Source organism: Phytoactinopolyspora mesophila (assembly GCF_010122465.1).
Taxonomy (GTDB): Bacteria; Actinomycetota; Actinomycetes; order Jiangellales; family Jiangellaceae; genus Phytoactinopolyspora; species Phytoactinopolyspora mesophila.
Genome location: NZ_WLZY01000002.1, coordinates 219,826 through 237,226, shown reverse-complemented (window position 1 = coordinate 237,226; position 17,401 = coordinate 219,826). Strand labels below are relative to the sequence as shown.

The window sequence follows — 17,401 nt, the reverse complement described above, 5'->3', positions numbered from 1 at the left end:
CTCCTTCAGAAGTTGCCCAGGCCGCCACAGACGTTGATCGCCTGCGCGGTGACCGGCGCGGCACTGTCGGTGACCAGATAGCCGACGAGACCCGCAACCTCGGCGGGGACCGTGTACCGGCCCAGCGGGATCTTTGCTTGGAACTTGGTCAGCACCTCGTCCTCCGAGGTGTCCCAGACGCGCGCGTAACCTTGCCGGACCCGCTGCGCCATCGGTGTCTCCACGTACCCGGGGCAGACCGCGTTTACCGTGATCCCGGTCGGAGCCAGCTCGTTTCCGAGGGCTTTGGTGAATCCGACGACGCCGTGTTTCGACGCCGAGTACGGGGCACCGAGCACAACACCTTGCTTGCCTGCGGTTGAGGCAATGTTCACGATCCGGCCCCAGCCGAGATGCCGCATGCCGCCGGTATTCAGAACTTCTCTGGTCATACGAAAGACGCTGTTGAGATTAGTGTCGATGACGTCGAACCAGAGTTCGTCGTCAATGTCGGCCGTCACGCCGCCGCCGCTACGCCCGGCATTGTTGACGAGGATGTCGATGGGGCCGGCCTGGTCCGCCGCCGCCTGCACGATCCGGCGGACATCGGCGGCATCGGCGACGTCGCCCGTCGTGCCGAAGACCTCCAGATCGTCGTCCCGTAGTCGCTTCACGGTGAGTTCCACGGCCGACGCGGTGCGCGCGCAGATGACGACCCTGTGTCCTTCGGCGGCCAGGGTCTCAGCCACGGCCAGTCCGATGCCACTGGTGGCACCGGTGACCAGGGCGGTCCGCGGTGTTGTGGCTGGCATGTGTCCTCCCAGATCAGGCCGCGTCAAAGCGGACCGGACGGTTCTCGTTGACCGCGGCGAGCAGCTCGCGCGGCGTCTGGACCTCGTTGAGGGTGGAGTCGTCCAACTTGACGCCGACCGCCCGCTCCAGCCGCGAACCGGTCTCCAGCAACGCCAGTGAGTCGTAACCCAGCTCCTCGAAGGTGCGGTCAAGGATGTCTCCCTCCAGGTCGACACCGTCCGCCTGCCCGGCGACCTCCCGCAGGATCTGCTTGAGACCATCGATCGTCGCTTCCTGCTCACTCATCGTTCGCTCCTCTCGCTCTCCTCCGGTGGTCCGGCCCACCCGGCCCTCCGCACAACCATTGCGCTGTTGAATCCGCCATATCCCCGGGCCAGCACGAGCGCCGTGCTGACGGGCATCTCCCTCGAGGCACCGAGTATGAGATCGAGTTGGTGCTCGGGCCGCGGCACGGTATTCACCGTCGGCGGCACCACCTGGTCCCTGATAGCCAGCAGCGCAGTGGCCACGTCGAGCGACCCGGCGCCAGAAAGCAGCCGGCCGGTCATGGTCTTCGGCGCGGTGACCGGCACACCTCGCGCGCCGAAGACCTTCCTGATCGCGTTGGCTTCCGCCCTGTCCAGGTCCGGGACCGCGGCCGCGTCTGCGAACACGACGTCGACGGCGTGTGGAGCTTCGCCGGCGTTCTCCAAGGCCTGCTCAATCGCCCGCCGCAACCCGGGTTCGTGACCGCTGTGCGCGGGCGAGTCGAACGTCGCGGCATACCCCGCGATCTCTCCATAAACCGGGACCTGGCGGCGCCGAGCTGATTCGGCATCCTCCACGACCAGCAGCGCCCCTCCCTCGCCGGGCACGTGGCCCGACGCGTCGGCAGCGAAGGGCCGATAGGCCTGCGCCGGGTCGGCGACAGTGCTCATCCGGCCCCCAGCCAGTTGAGCCACCCATCCCCACGGGCAGATCGAGCCGTCCACGCCACCGGCGATGCTGATCCGGCACCCGCGACGCACCAGCCGACGGGCTTGAGCGATCGCATCCAGCCCTCCTGCCTGGTCGGCGACGAGCACGCCGCTGGGTCCACGCAGGCCGTGCCGGATCGAGATCTGTCCGGTATTCACCGCGTAGAACCAGGCAAAGGACTGGTAGGCGCTGACGAACGCGCCACCTCTGCGCCACAGGTTCCGCAGCTCTCCCTGGCCGAATTCGAAGCCGCCCGACGAACTGGCGGTGACCACGCCGATGTCGAACTCGGGCCACTCCTCCGGACTTACCCCGGCGTCGTCGAGTGCCCAATCCGCCGCGGTCAGTGCCATCCGGGTCATGTGATCCGTCTGAGGGATCAACCGGCTCGGTATGTGCTCCTCCGCAACGAAGGAGCTCACCTCCCCGGCTAGTCGGGACGGGTAACCCTCTGGATCGAAACGCTGGACTTGCCGGATGCGGGTGGTTCCGGCACGAGTGGCGGCCCAGTGCTCAGCCGCACCGAGACCCGTCGGCGCCACAACCCCCATGCCGGTGACCACGACCGGCGCGCTCATGTGGCCCTCCGCAGCACCATCGCGCTCTGGAAACCGCCGAAACCGCTCCCGACGGTCAGCACCGCGTCCGTCGGCCACGCTCTGGCCTCATGCGGCACGTAGTCCAGGTCGCATTCAGGATCCGCCTCATTCAAATTGGCCGTCGGTGGAACCATGTTGTGTTCGATGGCCAGCGCGGAAGCGGCGATCTCCAGCGATCCGATGGCGCCGAGTGAGTGTCCGATCATCGACTTGATCGAGCTGACAGGCACCCGGTAGGCGTGTTTTCCCAAACTCCGTTTGAACGCTGCCGTCTCGTGCCGGTCGTTCTGTTTGGTACCCGAACCATGCGCGTTGATGTAGTCGATATCAACGGGAGCGAGCCCGGCCTCAGCCAAGGCCAGGCGGATCGCCTCTGCCATCTCTCGCCCGTCAGGACGCAGGCCGGTCATGTGAAAGGCGTTACAACGGTTGGCATATCCGGTGATCTCCGCGTACATCTTGGCTCCACGAGCGCGGGCGCCCTCGTATTCTTCGAGGACGAACATCGCCGCGCCTTCTCCCAGCACGAACCCGTCGCGAGTGCGGTCAAACGGCCTCGACGCATGCTCTGGATCGTCGTTGCGCGCCGTGGTCGCCTTGATCGCGTCGAAACAGGCCACGGTGATCGGCGAGATCGGTGCGTCGGTGGCTCCTGCCACCATCACGTCGGCCTCACCCTCTCGGATCTGCTCAACCGCGTGCGCCACAGCATCCAACCCGGACGTGCACCCGGTGGACACCACGCCGACCGGACCTTCGGCCCGCACCGAGTGCGCCACCTCGGCCGCGAAAGAGCTGGGGACGAAATAGCCGTACAGGTGTGGCACGGCGTAGGCATGATCGACGGCGTCCAGACGCCCGCCATTGCTGACCACGCGATACTCCCGGTCCAGGCCCATCGTGGCGCCCACCGCGGTGCCCACCGTCACACCGGTGCGGTACGGGTTCATGCCGCTCACCTGGAGGCCCGCGTCCGCTATCGCTTGGTTACCGGTGACCACCGCGAACTGCGCGGCCCGGTCCATACGCCGGATCTCCTGTGGGCCGAGGCCACTCATTTCCGGGTCGAAGTCGGCCTCGGCCGCGACGCGAGAGCGGAACGGCGCCGGGTCGAAAAAGGTGATCGTTCTGGTTGCCGTTCTGCCCGCACTGAGCAATTCCCAGAACTCCTTCGTACTCGGACCACCCGGTGCTATGACCCCGATACCGGTGATCACTACTCGCCGTCGCATGGGCTACTCCTTCGGCTCCGAACGTCCTCAAGCGCTGTTCAGGACGGTCTTGCCCAGTGATAGAAACGCGTGGCCATCGCATCTTTCGGCGAGCGCCACGTGGCCGGGTCATAGGCGGTAATGTGCGGCCTGAGATCGGTACTGATCTGGATGAATCGCGGGTCGGTCCTCGCTTTCTCGATCGCCGCTCCGCCGTCGTCGATGTCGAAGTCCTGAAGATGGAAATACAGGCCGTGAAATCGGAAGAGCTGGCGCCGACGGGTGCCCATGATGTGCGGCATCTCGGTGTGGTCAAACTCGTCGAACAGCCGGCCCACTTCGTCATCGGCCCCCGGGCGCATCCGGGCTACGATCAGCGTGCTGTACATGGAGTTCCTCTCTCGAACGAATGTCGAACGAGCACGGGAGAACCACACCGAGGTCTGGAAAGGACCTGGTCAGTCACGCACAACGGGACGGACCTCGTGGGTGGGTTCCTTCCGTACATTCAGATCCGCGCGAGGCGGGTGCCGGCGCCCGGAGTGATGCCGAGTAAGCACGGGAGTAGGGGGCACCATCGGATCGGGCATCACGGGCGGCGTCACCCTAAGCCACCTGAGCAGTGGGCCGGCCATCGCGGTAGTCATCAGAGCCATGGCGATCATCATGGTGAACATCTCCGAATCGATGATTCCCCGCTGAAGACCGATGTTCAGCACGACGATCTCGGTCAGACCTCGCGTGTTCATCAGCGTCCCGAGAGCGGCGGAGTCCCTCCAGTTCATCCCCGACAATCGAGCAGGGACGGCCGCGCCGGCGAATTTTCCGACAATCGCCAAACCGATGACGAGTGTCAGTGCCAGCAGGCCGGACCACCCCAGGGCGCTGATATCCACCGATAGGCCGGTGACGATGAAGAAGACCGGCAACAACAACGCGGCGACTTTCTCCAGCGGAACCCCGACAGCCTGCTCCAGGCCCCGCCCACCGTCTCGCGGCATCGCCAGTCCGACGGCGAACGCCCCGAAGATGGCGTGGACTCCGATCCACGAGGTCGCGTAGGCGGAAAGGAACACACCAGATGCCACCAGCGCGCTCAGCGTCCCCGCCATCGCGGGACGGTCCGCGCGGCGCAGGACGGCTCGCAGCAGCGGGCGAACCACACAACCGACGACCAGCCCGAAGGCAACGGTCAGCCCCACGGTTACGAAAAACTGCCCGACGTCGTTCGCATCAACTACGGCAAGCAGCAGCACGAGCACACACCAGGCGACCACGTCGCCGATCGCGGCACACGCGATCGCGGTGACGCCCACAGTAGTCTTCGATATCCGGCTGTCCCGGATGATCCGGGCGAGCACCGGGAAAGCAGTGATCGAAAACGCAGTGGCCAGATAGAAGACGAAGACCCCGGTGCTGGCGTTCGCGCCTTTGTACTTGGTCAGCAGCAGCGCTGCGGCGGCAGCCCCCAAAGCGAAGGGCACAGCCATCGACAGACCCGCGATGGGAAACAGGGCCCGTTTCCGTCGACGAAGCTTGGTGAGGTCCAGCTCCCAGCCGATCAAGAACATGAATAGCAGCAATCCCACCTCTGCGACAGCCGAAAGCATCGGCCGCGCCTCGAGCGGGAAGATCACCTCAGGGATGTCACCCGGGAGCAAACCGAGCAGACTCGGTCCGAGCATCAGTCCGGCTGCTATCTCGGCGATCACCGGAGGTTGGTAGATCCTTCTGAACACTTGCACCATCACGACGCCGACGATCAAAACGATCGCGATGTTCGCCGTAACCACGACTTCCACAGGCACGCCGTGAACGGCCATGCTGACCTCCGTGAGACAGACTCAGCTCATCGGCGCCGTCGATGACGAAGCCGGACAGGGCTGAGCCGGGTGATGCTGACTGGCGAAGATGGTTGCTCGCTCACAAGAACCGCGCCAGGCGCGGCACAGCCTCGGCGCGGCGCGAGCGCTGGGATTGGTACCGAAGGGTTGAATTCACGCCATGAGGCCCGGAGCCACACCAAAGGCTGGACTGGCAACAAGAAAAACGACGCAGGCGAGACTGGCCTGCGTCGTAGCTGCGGCTGGAGTTGGACAAACCTTGTCCGCTGAAAAAAGTGTGACACCCCGCCACACTGGAGTCAATAGGCCGACGAGACTCATGAAAGATGCCCGCGAAATGCTCTCCGTGCCTCAGGTGGGAATGCCCGCGTAACGGTGATGCTGTCGGGGCATGAGGAGTGGGTTGTCGATGACGTCTCGTGCCGAGGTCACTAGCAGGTACGCGAGGGCGTATGCGAAGGCGTCGAAGATGGACAAGGGCCAGGTCCTGGACCAGGTGGTGGGCGTGACTGGGTGGTCGCGGGATAACGCCCGGCGTCGACTGACCGCGGCCGCGAAGGCCAAGCCTGGCTCCGGTCAGAGTGTCGCGGTGCGGCCACGCAAGCCGCGTTCGCCGAAGTATTCCTACGACGCGATCAAGGTCCTGCAGTGGGTCTGGGCGGCCTCAGGCGGGCAGTGTGGGAAGTATCTGGCGGCGTCGATGCGGGTCCTGCTCGACACCGCTGCAGCGCCACGGCGAGCTGTTCGATGGCAGGGTCATCGACGGCAAGGCCCGCTTTACCCCGGTGGTGCGAGAAGAGTTGCTCGCGATGAGCGCGGCGACGATCGATCGGTATCTGAAGCCGGCCAAGGCCAGCGATCAGATCAAGGGTGTGGCGACGACGAAACCGTCGCCGTTGCTGCGCTCGTCGATCAAGATCCGCAAGGCAGGGGATGAGGTCGAGGCCGAGCCTGGGTTCTTCGAAGGCGATACCGTCGCGCATTGCGGGCCGACGTTGAAGGGCGAGTTCGCCCGCACGGTCAACCTCACCTGCGTGCATACCGGCTGGGTGTTCACCCGCACCGTGCGCAACAACGCCCACACTCACATCCTCGCCGCGCTTAAGGCTGCCACCGAGAAGGTCCCGTTCGAGGTGGTCAGGCTGGACTTTGACAATGGTTCGGAGTTCTTGAACAAGGCTGTGATCAAGTGGGCCGCTGACCGGGAGATCTTCTTCACCCGGTCCCGGCCGTACAAGAAGAACGATCAAGCAACCGTGGAGTCGAAGAACAACCACCTGGTCCGCAAGTACAGCTTCTACTACCGCTACGACACCGAAGCCGAACGCGTCGTGCTCAACCGGCTCTGGCAGCTGACCAACGACCGGTTGAACTACCTGACGCCGACCAAGAAACCGGTCGGGTTCGGCGCCGACGCCGCAGGCCGCCGCACGCGCCTCTACGACACGCCGGCCACGCCGCTGGACCGCCTGCTCGCAGCGAATGTCCTCGCCCCGACTCAACAGGCCGAGTTGATCGCCTACCGCGACAGTCTCAACCCAGCCGCCATCGCCCGCCAGATCGCCGACCTACAGAACCGGCTACTGGTACTGGCCAAGGAGAAGACCGAACAGCTCGACCTCGCCAGCTTCCCCACCGCCCTACCCAACGTCCACAAAGGCATCCGAATCAAGGCCGCCAGCTGACCCCCCTTTTTTCGCGGGCATTCCTAACTGAGGCACCGACCAGATTTCGCGGGCAGTTTGACATGAGGCACTACGTTGCACCGAGGTTGCCTATCACCCGGTTCCCCATCCAACCTCGACAGCCACCGAGGCGCGACTTCAATACCACCAGGTGCCATTCGGGCCGGAAATCCCGTTCCGGCACCACCTGACGGTATCGAAGTGCCAGGTGGTCAATAATCCTGCTCGTGACCCCACTCCTGGCCCGCCGCCTCGCTGCCCTCCTGCTCGCAGCTCACGCCCTGCTCTACCCACTACTGATCGCGCTGGGCAGCCTCCAGGATCTCGATGTGGTCCACATCGTGCTGGCTGCGCTGATGCTGGCCGGTGCGGCCAGTCTGATCAGTGGCAGGCGTTACTACTGGCTGGCCGTCGTGGCGGCCGGGATACTGCTGTTGCTCGGGCTGATCGCGATCATCGGCCCCTTCGACGTTTGGCGTACGGTGTATACGGCGTCGACATTGCTGCCGACCGTGCTCCTATTGCTGGGCCGGCCGGCGCCGAAGCAGGTCGACAATCCATCCCGGACACGCCGGTTCTTCACCGCGCTGGCCAACGTGATCCTCGTCTTCGCCGACGTTGGGCCGGACGAGCGGCCCTGGCGCGACGGTTGCCTGCCGATGCTGATCTTCGGCGTGAGTTTCATCTGCCTGATGCTGGCATCACCAGTGCTGTTCATCGAGAAGGAGCTGGTCTGGGGTCTGGTGCTGTTCGTCGTCGGGACGGTGCCCCCGCTCGTGCTCTTCCGTATGGCCCGCGTCAAACGCCGCGCGGAGCAACGCCGTCTAGCCGAGTCGCTCCCCGAAGTCGAACGCGATGCCAAACCGCACGACGATACGGAGCCACCTCACCCATGATCACCAAGTGACCGTACCGACCATCTATCTGACCGTGATCATGGAGAGAGTTCGCTCGACGCGCTGCTCCTGCGCCGCAACCACCAGGCCAACCCCAGGGCAGCGCCGAGAAGCGCAGCAGCGGCCCCGAGGAATACACCCACACCTGCGCTGTTGATCATGTTGGACAGCCAGCTCTGGATTCCTTCGCCGACACCGATCACCGGATCATCGACCGCGTCGCCGCGGAACACTCTGATCTCGTACCAGCCGTAGTACGCCACATAGGCGCCCGCGACCAGCAAGAGCCCGCCGCCGATACGGGGAACCAGCCGCCCGGCCTTGCGCAGCCACGTGACCACGGTGGTCTGCGCCAGCGCAACGGCCAGCGAAACCGACACGACGACGAGCCCCATGCCGAGCGCATACGCGCCGAACACGGCCAGGCCACCGGCGAACGAGCCGGAGCGGAAGCTCGCCACCACCGTGATCAGGAACGGCACGAACGTACAGCTGAGCGAAGCGATCGCGTAAGTGATGCCGAACGCGGCCATCGACCCCATGGAGCGGGTCAGCTCCGGGCCTTTGACGCCGAAACGCATCCCCGGGATGTTCTTCCCGGCGATCAGCCACCCGCCCAAGCCCAGGAGACCGATCCCCAGAACCACCGTGAACCAGGGCAGGAATCGCTGGACGCCGCTGGTGTTGGAGACCAGCGACAGCAGCACACCGAACACGCCGAACACCGCCGCGAACCCGGCTGTCATGGCCAAGGCGAATCCGAGTGCGCGCCGGATCGCCGCGATCCGGTCGGGTGAATCGTCGCCGATGACCAGGAACGACGCGTACGCCGGCAGGAGCGCGAATCCACACGGATTCACCACCGCCAGCATGCCGGCGGCTACTGCCAGTGCGATCGGCAGACCCTCCACAGCCGCTCAGCCTGCCAGCTCAGCCACATGATCATTGAGCTGGTCCCGGCTCAATGATCCGCGGTGGGTGACGTTGCCCTCGCCATCCGCCAACGTGAGCAGCTTCGATCGCACCCTCACAACAAACTCCTTCGTCTTCGCGCCATTGTGCCCAGTCAACGACACCGGGCGCCGGCTTGATCCCGCGCCGGCTGCTCGTAAGGAATCCTTAATCTCCACCTGAAGCGACAACCGCGTCGCTCACGATCATGAACACTCAACGCCCGAGACGGTCACGAAGTGCTCATGATCATGGGAGGATCGGTTTATGGTCACCCGTCCGTCGGTCATCGCCTTCGACGTGATCGAGACACTGTTCCCGCTGGAACCGATCCGCCAACGGCTGGTGGACGCCGGGCAGCCCGGCCACGTCCTGGAGCTCTGGTTCTCCCGGTTGCTCAGAGATGCCTTCGCTCTGGTGGCCAGCGGCGGCTACCGCCCGTTCGGCGAGATCGCGACCTCCGCGCTGCGCTCCACGGCGGGAGAAGAGCTGAGTGACGACGCGCTGCGCACAGTGCTTTCCGGATTCACCGAGCTGGATCCCCACCCGGACGTCGCACCCGCGGTACAACTCACGCGGGAGGCGGGGGTGCGGATGGTGACCTTGACCAACGGCTCGGCCCAGAACACCAGTGCCCTGCTCCGCCGCGCCGGTCTAGACAACGACATCGAACAGGTGCTGTCGGTGGATGACGTACGCCGCTGGAAACCGGCACCGGAGATATACCGGCATGCCGCCGACAGCACCGGCGTTTCTCCCGGCCAGGTCGCCCTCGTCGCCGCACACGCCTGGGACACACACGGCGCCCACCAGGCTGGGCTGACCACTGGGTGGGTTGCCCGGCTCGAAAAGCGCTACCCGGAGATCTTCGCCGCGCCCGACGTCACGGGCGACACCCTGCCGGACGTAGTCCAGCGCCTGCTCGACCTGCCTGCCGGATGAGCTGAGTCGCGGCCCTTACGTCCTGCCAAACGAGCGCTAGGGGCCACGCTCTGCAGGACACAAACCGATGCGCCGGTGCTACGTGGGCAGGTGGTGGTCGAACCAGGTGAGCATGGCGTCGAGCAGCCGTTCCCGCGCGGCCGGCGCCTCGATCACATGCCCCTCACCCGGCAAGAGCTGCAGCTCGGTCGGCACACCAAGCGCCCTCAGCCCACGATGCAGCAGCCGCCCCTGTTCGGCTGGGATCTTGCGGTCCTGCTCCCCGTGAATCACGAGGGTCGGGGTCACACACTGGGAAAGGTGGCTCACCGGTGAGACGGCATCGAACGCCGTCCGCTCGGGGTAGCGCCCGTCCGGCACGAAGCGCTCCCACGCCGGCCCCATCGGTGAGGTGCCGAGGAAGCTGTAGTAGTCGCTGATTCCGGCGCCGACGACGGCCGCCGCGAACCGTTGCGTCTGGGTGATCGCCCACGCCGTGAGATAGCCGCCGTAGCTCCATCCGCCGATGCCAACGGCGTGTGGATCGGCGACGCCGCGATCAACCATCGCATTCACGCCGTCCAGGATGTCACCCAGCGGCAGCGTGCCCAGCCGGCCGCGCACCGCGTGCGCGAAGTCCCAGCCACGCCCGGTGGAGCCACGTGGATTCGGCAGGAACACCTCGAAGCCGCGCCCGGCCAGCAACTGCGCCCAGTCCACCCAGGATCCGAGCCAGCCCGAGCTCCAGTGAAAGTGCGGCCCACCGTGGACGTTGACCACCAACCGGCCGGGTTCACCCCGCCGCCCCGGCGGGCTGACCAGCAGTCCGGACACCTCGACGCCGTCGTGCATGCTCGTCCACGACACTTCACGCACGGCGCCGGTCCGGCGCCGGTGCAGCCACGGGTTGGTGTGGCTGAGCCGCCGCGGCGGCTGTCCTAGCTGCCGGATGCGCAGTTCCTCGCCGTCGTGAGCCGTGCCGGCCACCGTGGCCCATCCGCCCGAGACACGGCTATACGAGAACCGGGGCTGACCGGTGCCGATTTCCTCCAGCCGTCGCCGGCTCTCGTCATGGATATCCGCCTCGATCAGCCACGAGCTGGTCCGCGCGAACACCTGAGCGAGGACGCTGCGTTCAGAGGCCCAGGTCGCCGCCAGCACGGTCCCGGCGTCGTCGGCGAACAGCGTACGCACCGGACCACCGCTCACCGGCATCACCGCCGCGCGGTGGCCGAGCGCATCACTGCCGTAGCTGAACAAGACGTGCCGGCCGTCGGGTGAGACCTCGAGTGTCTGGTCCCGGGTGGTCGGCCGGCATGCGGAGGCACAGAGAGTGCGCACCCGGCCGGAGGTGAGATCGAGCAGCGCCAGCGACGCGCCGTCGTGTCCGTCCTCACCGGCGACGAGGACAGCCGCCTGTTCACCGTCCGGCGCCACTGCGGCGGCCAGGATATCCAGCGGGGTCTCATCGGCGCCCGGCCCACGCGGGACACCGGCGGACGGCGCCGGCATGGCGATGCCGCTGTTGACGTCGACCAGAAACAGGCGTCCCGGTTGCCGGATCGCGGGTGACCCGTTCCGCTGTGCGCTGATTACCCCGCAAGGCTCATCACCCAAGACCAGCACGACGTCGGCCCGCAGCGGATGGCCGATCACCTGCCGCACCCGTCCCATTGATCCGGACAACTCGACCTGCCATGACTCGCCGTCCGGAACCCGCCGGCAGAGCAGAGTCGAGCCGGCGGCGCTTCGGCTGCGCACCGCCACGACGACCACACCGCTGTCCGCGCTCCAGCATGGCCCGGCATCGTACCCGTGCACTGCCCACGTCTTCGAGCGGTTCCGGCCGGTAGCCGGACCACTGACCGGATCCGTTTCGACGGGAGTCAGGAACAGGTCCGGCGCCGGCTCCGCCGGGTCGCGGCGGATCACGGCCACCCACTGCCCGTCGGGCGAGAAGACCGGCCGTGCCAGCTCCACGATGCCGGCGAGGTCAGCGGCGGAGACCGGCGACGGCCAGACCCGACCCTGGTCCGTGCCACCCCGCTGTTCCCACTCCAGCGGATGTTGATCTAGGCGTGGCCGAACACCCGTGTGCGTCGCTCCGGTGGTCATCAGCTGGTCAGAAGCGAGCTCGCGACGTCGTCCAGGATCTGGTGCGCGGCTTGAGTGGAGCCGCAGTTGAACCACCACTCCGCGTTGACCGGGTGCGCCTGGTCGTCTTGCACAGCGGCGAGCTGGTCCCAGAGTGGATGGTCTGCGACCTGGTCGTAGGCGGCCTGCGCCTCTTCAGGATTGGTGCCGACGGAGCCGACGAAGTAGAAGAGGTTGGCCGCGTCGGCGTCGGTCAGGCGCTCGATGCTGAGGTTGACCGAGTTCGCTCCGTCGTCGGTCTCGTCGTCCAGGTGCATCGTCAGGCCGACGTCGCCGAGTACGGCAGCCGCGCAGGACCTCGTGTAGACCCGCAGGTCGTCCAGCGCCCGGATGTTCAGCAGCGAGACCGGCTCGTCGGTCAGGCCGGCATCGGACAAGTCCGCCGCAAGCTCCTCGGCGCGGTCCTCGTATGCGGCCAGGTTCTGGCCAACCTGGTCCGGGCGGCCGATCGCATGTCCGACCAGCGCAGCGGTCTGCTTCCATTCCATCGCATCCATGGACAGCGCCACCGTCGGAGCGATCTGCGACAACTGAGCGTAGTCCGCCTCTACGAACGACGTCAGCCCGACGATCACGTCCGGCTCCAGCTGGATGATCTGTTCCACGTCCAGTTCGGTGAACCAGCCGACGTCCTCGATGTCGGCCGTGGCGGCGGAATCCAGGTACGGCGGGAACGACTCCCCGAACGGCTGGTGTGAGGCACCGACGACGTTCGCGCCGGCGGCCAGCGCGGTAGGCAGCGAGTAGTAGGGATCCAGGGCCACCACCCGCTCCGGCGCGGCGGGGACCTCGGCTTCGCCGAGCTCGTGGACGACGACGCGTGGCTGCCCGTCCGCTTCTTCGCCGGCATCGGCGCCATCCGCGCCGGCGTCACCGGTGGCGGCGTCCGGTCCGGCGTCGTCGCTACCGGAGTCGTCGGAGCCGCAGGCAGCGAGTACCAAGCTGGCGAGCACGACACCCAGCGCCAAACTCCTCGTGCGGCGCGGGACGCTCATATTCATGACGGGCCTTCCTGTTCGGTTGCGGGTTGAAGGATGCGGTGCCCGAGTGGCACCACCAGCGGCGTGCCGCTGATCGGGTCGTCGAGTATCCGGGATTCGATGCCGAACACGTCCCGGACCAATGATTCGTCGACGATGTCGGTGGGCCGCCCGTGGGCGACGATCCGGCCGGCCTTGAGTGCGACCAGCCGGTGCGCGTAGCGGCATGCCTGATTGAGGTCGTGCAGGACCACCACGATGGTCCGCCGCTGCTCGTGATGTAGCCGCTGCAACAGCTCCATGACCTCGAGCTGGTAGGCGATGTCGAGGAAGGTGGTCGGCTCGTCGAGCAGCAGCGTGCCGGTTGCTTGAGCCAGCGCCATGGCGATCCAGACCCGCTGACGCTGGCCGCCGGAGAGCTCGTCGACGAAGCGGTCGCGCAGCTCCAGCGCACCAGCCAGCTCCAGAGCATGTTCGACGGCGATTTCGTCGGCCTTGCTCCACTGCGACAACCAGCTCTGATGCGGGTACCGGCCGCGGGCCACCAGGTCGGCCACCAGCAAGCCTTCCGGCGCCACCGGCGACTGCGGCAGCAGTCCGAGCTGGCGGGCCAGCTGCTTGCTCGGCAGCCGAGCGATGTCCGCACCGTCCAGCGCGATCGCTCCGGCTTGTGGTGAGAACAGCCGCGCCAGTCCGCGCAGCAGGGTCGACTTGCCGCACCCGTTGGGCCCTACGAGGGCGGTGATCGTGTGATCCTCCAGGGTCACCGAGAGGTCGTCGATCACCTGCCGCCGCTCGTAGGCCAGCCCGAGGCCCCGGACGTCGATTGTGGCCATCAGCCGAACTCCTCTCGTCGGCTCGCCCGCCGCAGCAGGTAGAGGAAATACGGGCCACCGATCAGCGGCGTGATCACACCAACCGGCAGTGACACGGGGACCACGTGTAGAGCGACATGGTCCGCGGAAAGCAGGATCACCGCACCCACCGCGGCGGCGACCGGAAACACCGCAGTGCCGGGGGCCTTGGCGATGCGGCGGGCCAGGTGCGGAGCGATGAACGCGACAAAGGCCACCGGCCCGCACACCGCGACCGCGCTCGCGGCCAGCAGTACGCCGGTCAGCAGCACACCGGCCCGAGCCAGCTCGGTGCGGGTGCCGAGCGAGCGCGCGCTGTCGTCGCCCAGTGTCATGACCTCCATCGGCCGGCGAAGAGCCATAGCGGCCGGCGCCAGCACCGCGACGGCGACCAGCAGGAACCACATCGAACTCCGGTCCACGTCGCTCAGCGAGCCGACCATCCAGCGCACCGCCGCCTGGGCATTCGCGCTCTCACCCTGGACGAGGAAGTACGAGATACCCGCGCGGCAGAACACATCGACCCCGATGCCGATCAGCACGAGCCGGTAGGGCGAAAGGTGGCCGGTGCGGGCAGCGAAGTAGACGACGGCCGCGGCGGCGATCGCCCCCGCGAAGGCACCGGCCGGAATCATGGCCCGATGCCCGGTGTAGACGGTCAGGATGGCCACCGCGACGAGACCGGCGCCGGCATTGACACCGATGATGTCCGGGGCCACCAGCGGGTTCCGGGCGAAGCTCTGGAACAGCGCACCCGACAGACCCAGTGCCGCACCGGCGAGGATCGCCACCGCCACTCGCGGGAGCCTGAGCTCCAGCACGACGAGGTCGTACTGGCCACTCCCCTGCCCCACGAGCGTCTTGGCGATCTCCGGAAGCGGGACCGGCACGGCGCCGAGGCTCATGCTGTAGGCACCGAGCACGACCACCAGCACCGTCGACACCCCGAGAACCGTCGCCACCCGCACGTCGATGCGGCGCGAGAAGGCAGGGCTGCCGGAGCGGATCGTGACTCGGCGCCGGGCGCCGTCGTTCGTCGTCGTGGGCCGTCTCATGTCGCCGCCAGCCGTCGCCGGCGGGCCAGTGCGACGAACAGTGGAGCACCGACCAGGGCGGTCGCGACGCCCACCTCCAGCTCGTTCGGGCTGATCAGATACCGGCCCAGAATGTCCGCGCCGAGCAGCAGAACTGGTGCGTAGAGCAGGGAGTACACGAGGATCCAGCGATAGTCCGGTCCGGCCACCAGACGGACGATGTGCGGCACGGCGAGCCCCATGAACGCGATCGGCCCAGCCGCGGCTACGGCGCTTCCGGCCAGCAGGACCACCGCGGCCGCCACCACCACCCGGATCAGCACTACGCGCTGCCCGAGCGAGCGCGCGACGTCGTCGCCCAGTACCAGGACGTTGACGGCCGGCGCCACAGCCAGCGCGAGGATCAGCCCGGTCAGCATGAACGGGGCCACCGCGGAGACAACGGACATGTCCCGCCCCGCGATGGACCCCACCATCCAGAACCTGAACTGATCGAGGCTGCGTTCGTCGAGCAAGAGGATCGCCGAGGTGAATGACGAAAGCAACGCGGCCAGCACAGCGCCGGCCAGCGTCACTTTCACCGGCGTCATCGTGCCCCGCCCACCCGAGCCGAGCCCGTAGACGATCATCGCCGCGACTGCCGCGCCGGCCAGGCCGAACCAGACATAAGAAGTGGGGGCGCTGAGTCCGAGGAACGAGATCGCCATGATGATGGCGAGCGCGGCCCCGGCGTTCACCCCCAGGATGCCGGGATCGGCGAGCGGGTTTCGGGTCACCGCCTGCATCAGGGCACCGGCCAGCGCCAGCGCTACGCCCACCCCGACCCCGAGCAGCGTCCTCGGCAGGCGGAGGTCACGGACGATGATCTCCTGGTCCGTGAGCTCTCCAGGAACGACGTCGCGCATGGTGAGCGAGCGGATCACCGTCGGCCAATCAGTGGCGACGCTGCCGAAACGCAGGCTCGCGAGCACGGTGATCAGGAGCAGAACCACGCCGGCGACTATGGCGACCGCTCGACGTGAAGCCCGGGCCGGAGCGCCTTGAGGTGACGTGTCCCCGTCCGGGACACGGGTGCGGGCCGGGCCGGCGGAGACGTCGTGCTCGTCAGCCGTCTGCTGACCGCTCATCCGCTCCCTCACTCGCCGCACCATGAACCAAGGCGAGCCTACATTAGCATTGCCTAACCTTAGTCGAATCTACGCGGTCGGCGCTGCCAAGCGTGAGCTGCTCCAGCGTTCTTGGCCCGAGCGTTTTCGGGCACGACGGTCACGGCCCTTGGGGGCCGATCCAGTGCGCACGGTCGGGCGTCAAAGCGTGGAGCTCATCGAAGAGTGTGGCGGGTATCTCCCGGCTGGCCAGCGCCAACGATTGCCGCAGCTGCTCCGGGCCGGAGACACCGACGATCGTGGAATGGACCCGCGGATCACGCATGCTCATTTGCAGCGCTGCCGCGGCCAGCTCGACGCCGTGCCGTGCGCATGCCTGCTCCATCTGCCGCGCCGCCTCGACCAGTGGCGTCGGTGCGGGCTGGTAGGCGTACTTCGCGTCCGCGGCGTCACGGGTAGAACGGGCCAGCAGGCCCCCGCCGAAGGGCGCCGCGTTGAACACCCCGACGCCGTTCTCGTGGCACAGGTCCAGCAGTGACTCGGCACTGCGGTCCAGGAGCGTGAACCGGTTGTGCGTCACCACGTAGTCGAAGTGCCCGGTTTCGACGAATCGCTCGAGGAGTGCTACGGGTCCGCCGGCCACCCCGAGCGGCCCGGCAACCCCCTCCTCGTGCAGGGCCAGCAGCGCCTGGAGGGGTCCGCCGTCGCTGATCGCCTCGTCGAAGGCGATGCGCTCGGGGTCGTGCAGACTCAGCAACGGCAACCGCTGGAGGCCGAGGCGTTCCAGCGATTCGCGCGCGGACGCGCGGACCCGCTCTCCCGAGAAGTCCGGGTTGCCGGGTCGGGGATCGACCTTGGTGGCAACCAGGGGCCGTTCGGTTCCTTCATGCCGCCGCCAGGCAGCGCCGACCCGCTCCTCGCTCCGCCCGCCGTCGCCGTACTCGTTGCTCGTGTCGATGGTCAAGCCGATCCGGAACGCCTCGTCGAGCGTGGCCGAGGCGGCGTCGTCGGCAACCGTCGTCTTCCCGAGCTTGGATGTGCCCAGGCACAGCCGTGTGACGGGGACTCCAGTCCGGCCGAGTACGGCGAGAGCCGTTGGTTCAGGCGTGGTGCCCGGCGCGTGGGCAACTGCCGGCCAGGGTTGCGGCCTGCGTGGAGCAGTCATTCGCTACGTCCTCTTCCGTTGTTGGATCTATCGGTACTGCGCGGGTGGTTGAGGGATTGGTGTAGCCAGGGCTACACCAATCCCTCAACCACGCGTCGACGTGAGGACATATCCTCCGCCAGCCCCGCGAGTCAATCACGTCATCTGGACGGTACAGTTATGGCGCTGATGGGGCGGTAGCTCAGCCGGTTAGAGCAGGGGACTCATAATCCCTTGGCCGCGGGTTCGAGTCCCGCCCGCCCCACCACCAGC

Annotated in this window: 16 protein-coding genes and 1 tRNA gene; 4 read left to right on the top strand and 13 right to left on the bottom strand. The window is 66.9% G+C overall.

All coding sequences use genetic code 11. From position 1 onward, the window contains the following. Positions 1-5 precede the first annotated feature (5 nt). From fabG to F7O44_RS07280, 6 genes are all read right to left on the bottom strand, one after another. The gene (gene fabG, locus F7O44_RS07305) at positions 6-791 is read right to left on the bottom strand and encodes a 3-oxoacyl-ACP reductase FabG (protein ID WP_162449575.1); all 786 of its coding nucleotides are present in this window, start codon (positions 789-791) and stop codon (positions 6-8) included. A 13-nt stretch (positions 792-804) separates the two neighbouring features. Beyond that, positions 805-1,077 carry an acyl carrier protein gene (locus F7O44_RS07300; RefSeq protein ID WP_162449574.1) on the bottom strand — a complete coding sequence of 91 codons (273 nt, stop codon included), beginning with the start codon at positions 1,075-1,077 and terminating at the stop codon, positions 805-807. Beyond that, on the bottom strand, positions 1,074-2,327 hold the full coding sequence (locus tag F7O44_RS07295) for a ketosynthase chain-length factor (protein ID WP_162449573.1): 1,254 nt from the start codon (positions 2,325-2,327) through the stop codon (positions 1,074-1,076). Before F7O44_RS07295 ends, F7O44_RS07300 begins: the two co-directional genes overlap by 4 nt. Further along, positions 2,324-3,580 (bottom strand): beta-ketoacyl-[acyl-carrier-protein] synthase family protein, encoded by a 1,257-nt coding sequence (locus F7O44_RS07290; protein WP_162449572.1) that lies wholly within the window; start codon positions 3,578-3,580, stop codon positions 2,324-2,326. The genes F7O44_RS07295 and F7O44_RS07290 overlap by 4 nt, the downstream gene beginning before the upstream one ends. 38 nt (positions 3,581-3,618) lie before the next feature. After that, positions 3,619-3,948: a TcmI family type II polyketide cyclase gene (locus F7O44_RS07285; RefSeq protein ID WP_162449571.1), complete on the bottom strand. Its 330-nt coding sequence runs from the start codon at positions 3,946-3,948 to the stop codon at positions 3,619-3,621. A gap of 69 nt (positions 3,949-4,017) precedes the next feature. Beyond that, the gene (locus F7O44_RS07280; protein ID WP_162449570.1) at positions 4,018-5,382 is read right to left on the bottom strand and encodes a cation:proton antiporter; all 1,365 of its coding nucleotides are present in this window, start codon (positions 5,380-5,382) and stop codon (positions 4,018-4,020) included. Positions 5,383-6,080: 698 nt separating this feature from the next. Here F7O44_RS07280 and F7O44_RS07275 point away from each other — a divergent pair. Further along, on the top strand, positions 6,081-7,088 hold the full coding sequence (locus F7O44_RS07275) for a DDE-type integrase/transposase/recombinase (protein ID WP_222851155.1): 1,008 nt from the start codon (positions 6,081-6,083) through the stop codon (positions 7,086-7,088). 227 nt (positions 7,089-7,315) lie between these two features. Beyond that, the gene (locus F7O44_RS07270; RefSeq protein ID WP_162449569.1) at positions 7,316-7,984 is read left to right on the top strand and encodes a hypothetical protein; all 669 of its coding nucleotides are present in this window, start codon (positions 7,316-7,318) and stop codon (positions 7,982-7,984) included. A 38-nt stretch (positions 7,985-8,022) separates the two neighbouring features. Here F7O44_RS07270 and F7O44_RS07265 read toward each other — a convergent pair whose 3' ends face one another. Beyond that, a complete protein-coding gene (locus tag F7O44_RS07265) occupies positions 8,023-8,895 on the bottom strand; it encodes a cytochrome c biogenesis CcdA family protein (protein WP_222851154.1) in 873 nt (290 codons plus the stop codon). A 307-nt stretch (positions 8,896-9,202) separates the two neighbouring features. Here F7O44_RS07265 and F7O44_RS07260 point away from each other — a divergent pair, with 307 nt between their 5' ends. After that, positions 9,203-9,877 carry a haloacid dehalogenase type II gene (locus tag F7O44_RS07260; RefSeq protein WP_162449568.1) on the top strand — a complete coding sequence of 225 codons (675 nt, stop codon included), beginning with the start codon at positions 9,203-9,205 and terminating at the stop codon, positions 9,875-9,877. A 78-nt stretch (positions 9,878-9,955) separates the two neighbouring features. Here F7O44_RS07260 and F7O44_RS07255 read toward each other — a convergent pair whose 3' ends face one another. The 6 genes from F7O44_RS07255 to F7O44_RS07230 form a co-directional block, all read right to left on the bottom strand. After that, positions 9,956-11,971: a S9 family peptidase gene (locus F7O44_RS07255; protein WP_162449567.1), complete on the bottom strand. Its 2,016-nt coding sequence runs from the start codon at positions 11,969-11,971 to the stop codon at positions 9,956-9,958. After that, complete coding sequence (locus F7O44_RS07250; RefSeq protein ID WP_162449566.1) at positions 11,971-13,011, bottom strand: ABC transporter substrate-binding protein; 1,041 nt, start codon at positions 13,009-13,011, stop codon at positions 11,971-11,973. Before F7O44_RS07250 ends, F7O44_RS07255 begins: the two co-directional genes overlap by 1 nt. After that, on the bottom strand, positions 13,008-13,826 hold the full coding sequence (locus F7O44_RS07245) for an ABC transporter ATP-binding protein (protein WP_162449565.1): 819 nt from the start codon (positions 13,824-13,826) through the stop codon (positions 13,008-13,010). The genes F7O44_RS07250 and F7O44_RS07245 overlap by 4 nt, the downstream gene beginning before the upstream one ends. Continuing rightward, positions 13,826-14,899: a FecCD family ABC transporter permease gene (locus F7O44_RS07240; RefSeq protein ID WP_162449564.1), complete on the bottom strand. Its 1,074-nt coding sequence runs from the start codon at positions 14,897-14,899 to the stop codon at positions 13,826-13,828. The genes F7O44_RS07245 and F7O44_RS07240 overlap by 1 nt, the downstream gene beginning before the upstream one ends. Beyond that, the gene (locus F7O44_RS07235) at positions 14,896-16,005 is read right to left on the bottom strand and encodes a FecCD family ABC transporter permease (RefSeq protein ID WP_162449563.1); all 1,110 of its coding nucleotides are present in this window, start codon (positions 16,003-16,005) and stop codon (positions 14,896-14,898) included. Before F7O44_RS07235 ends, F7O44_RS07240 begins: the two co-directional genes overlap by 4 nt. Positions 16,006-16,144: 139 nt before the next feature. Then, positions 16,145-17,149, bottom strand: a complete 1,005-nt coding sequence (locus tag F7O44_RS07230; RefSeq protein WP_162449562.1) for an aldo/keto reductase — start codon at positions 17,147-17,149, stop codon at positions 16,145-16,147. 170 nt (positions 17,150-17,319) lie between these two features. Between F7O44_RS07230 and F7O44_RS07225 the strand changes: the two genes are divergently transcribed. After that, a tRNA-Ile gene (locus F7O44_RS07225) sits at positions 17,320-17,396 on the top strand. Positions 17,397-17,401: the final 5 nt, after the last annotated feature.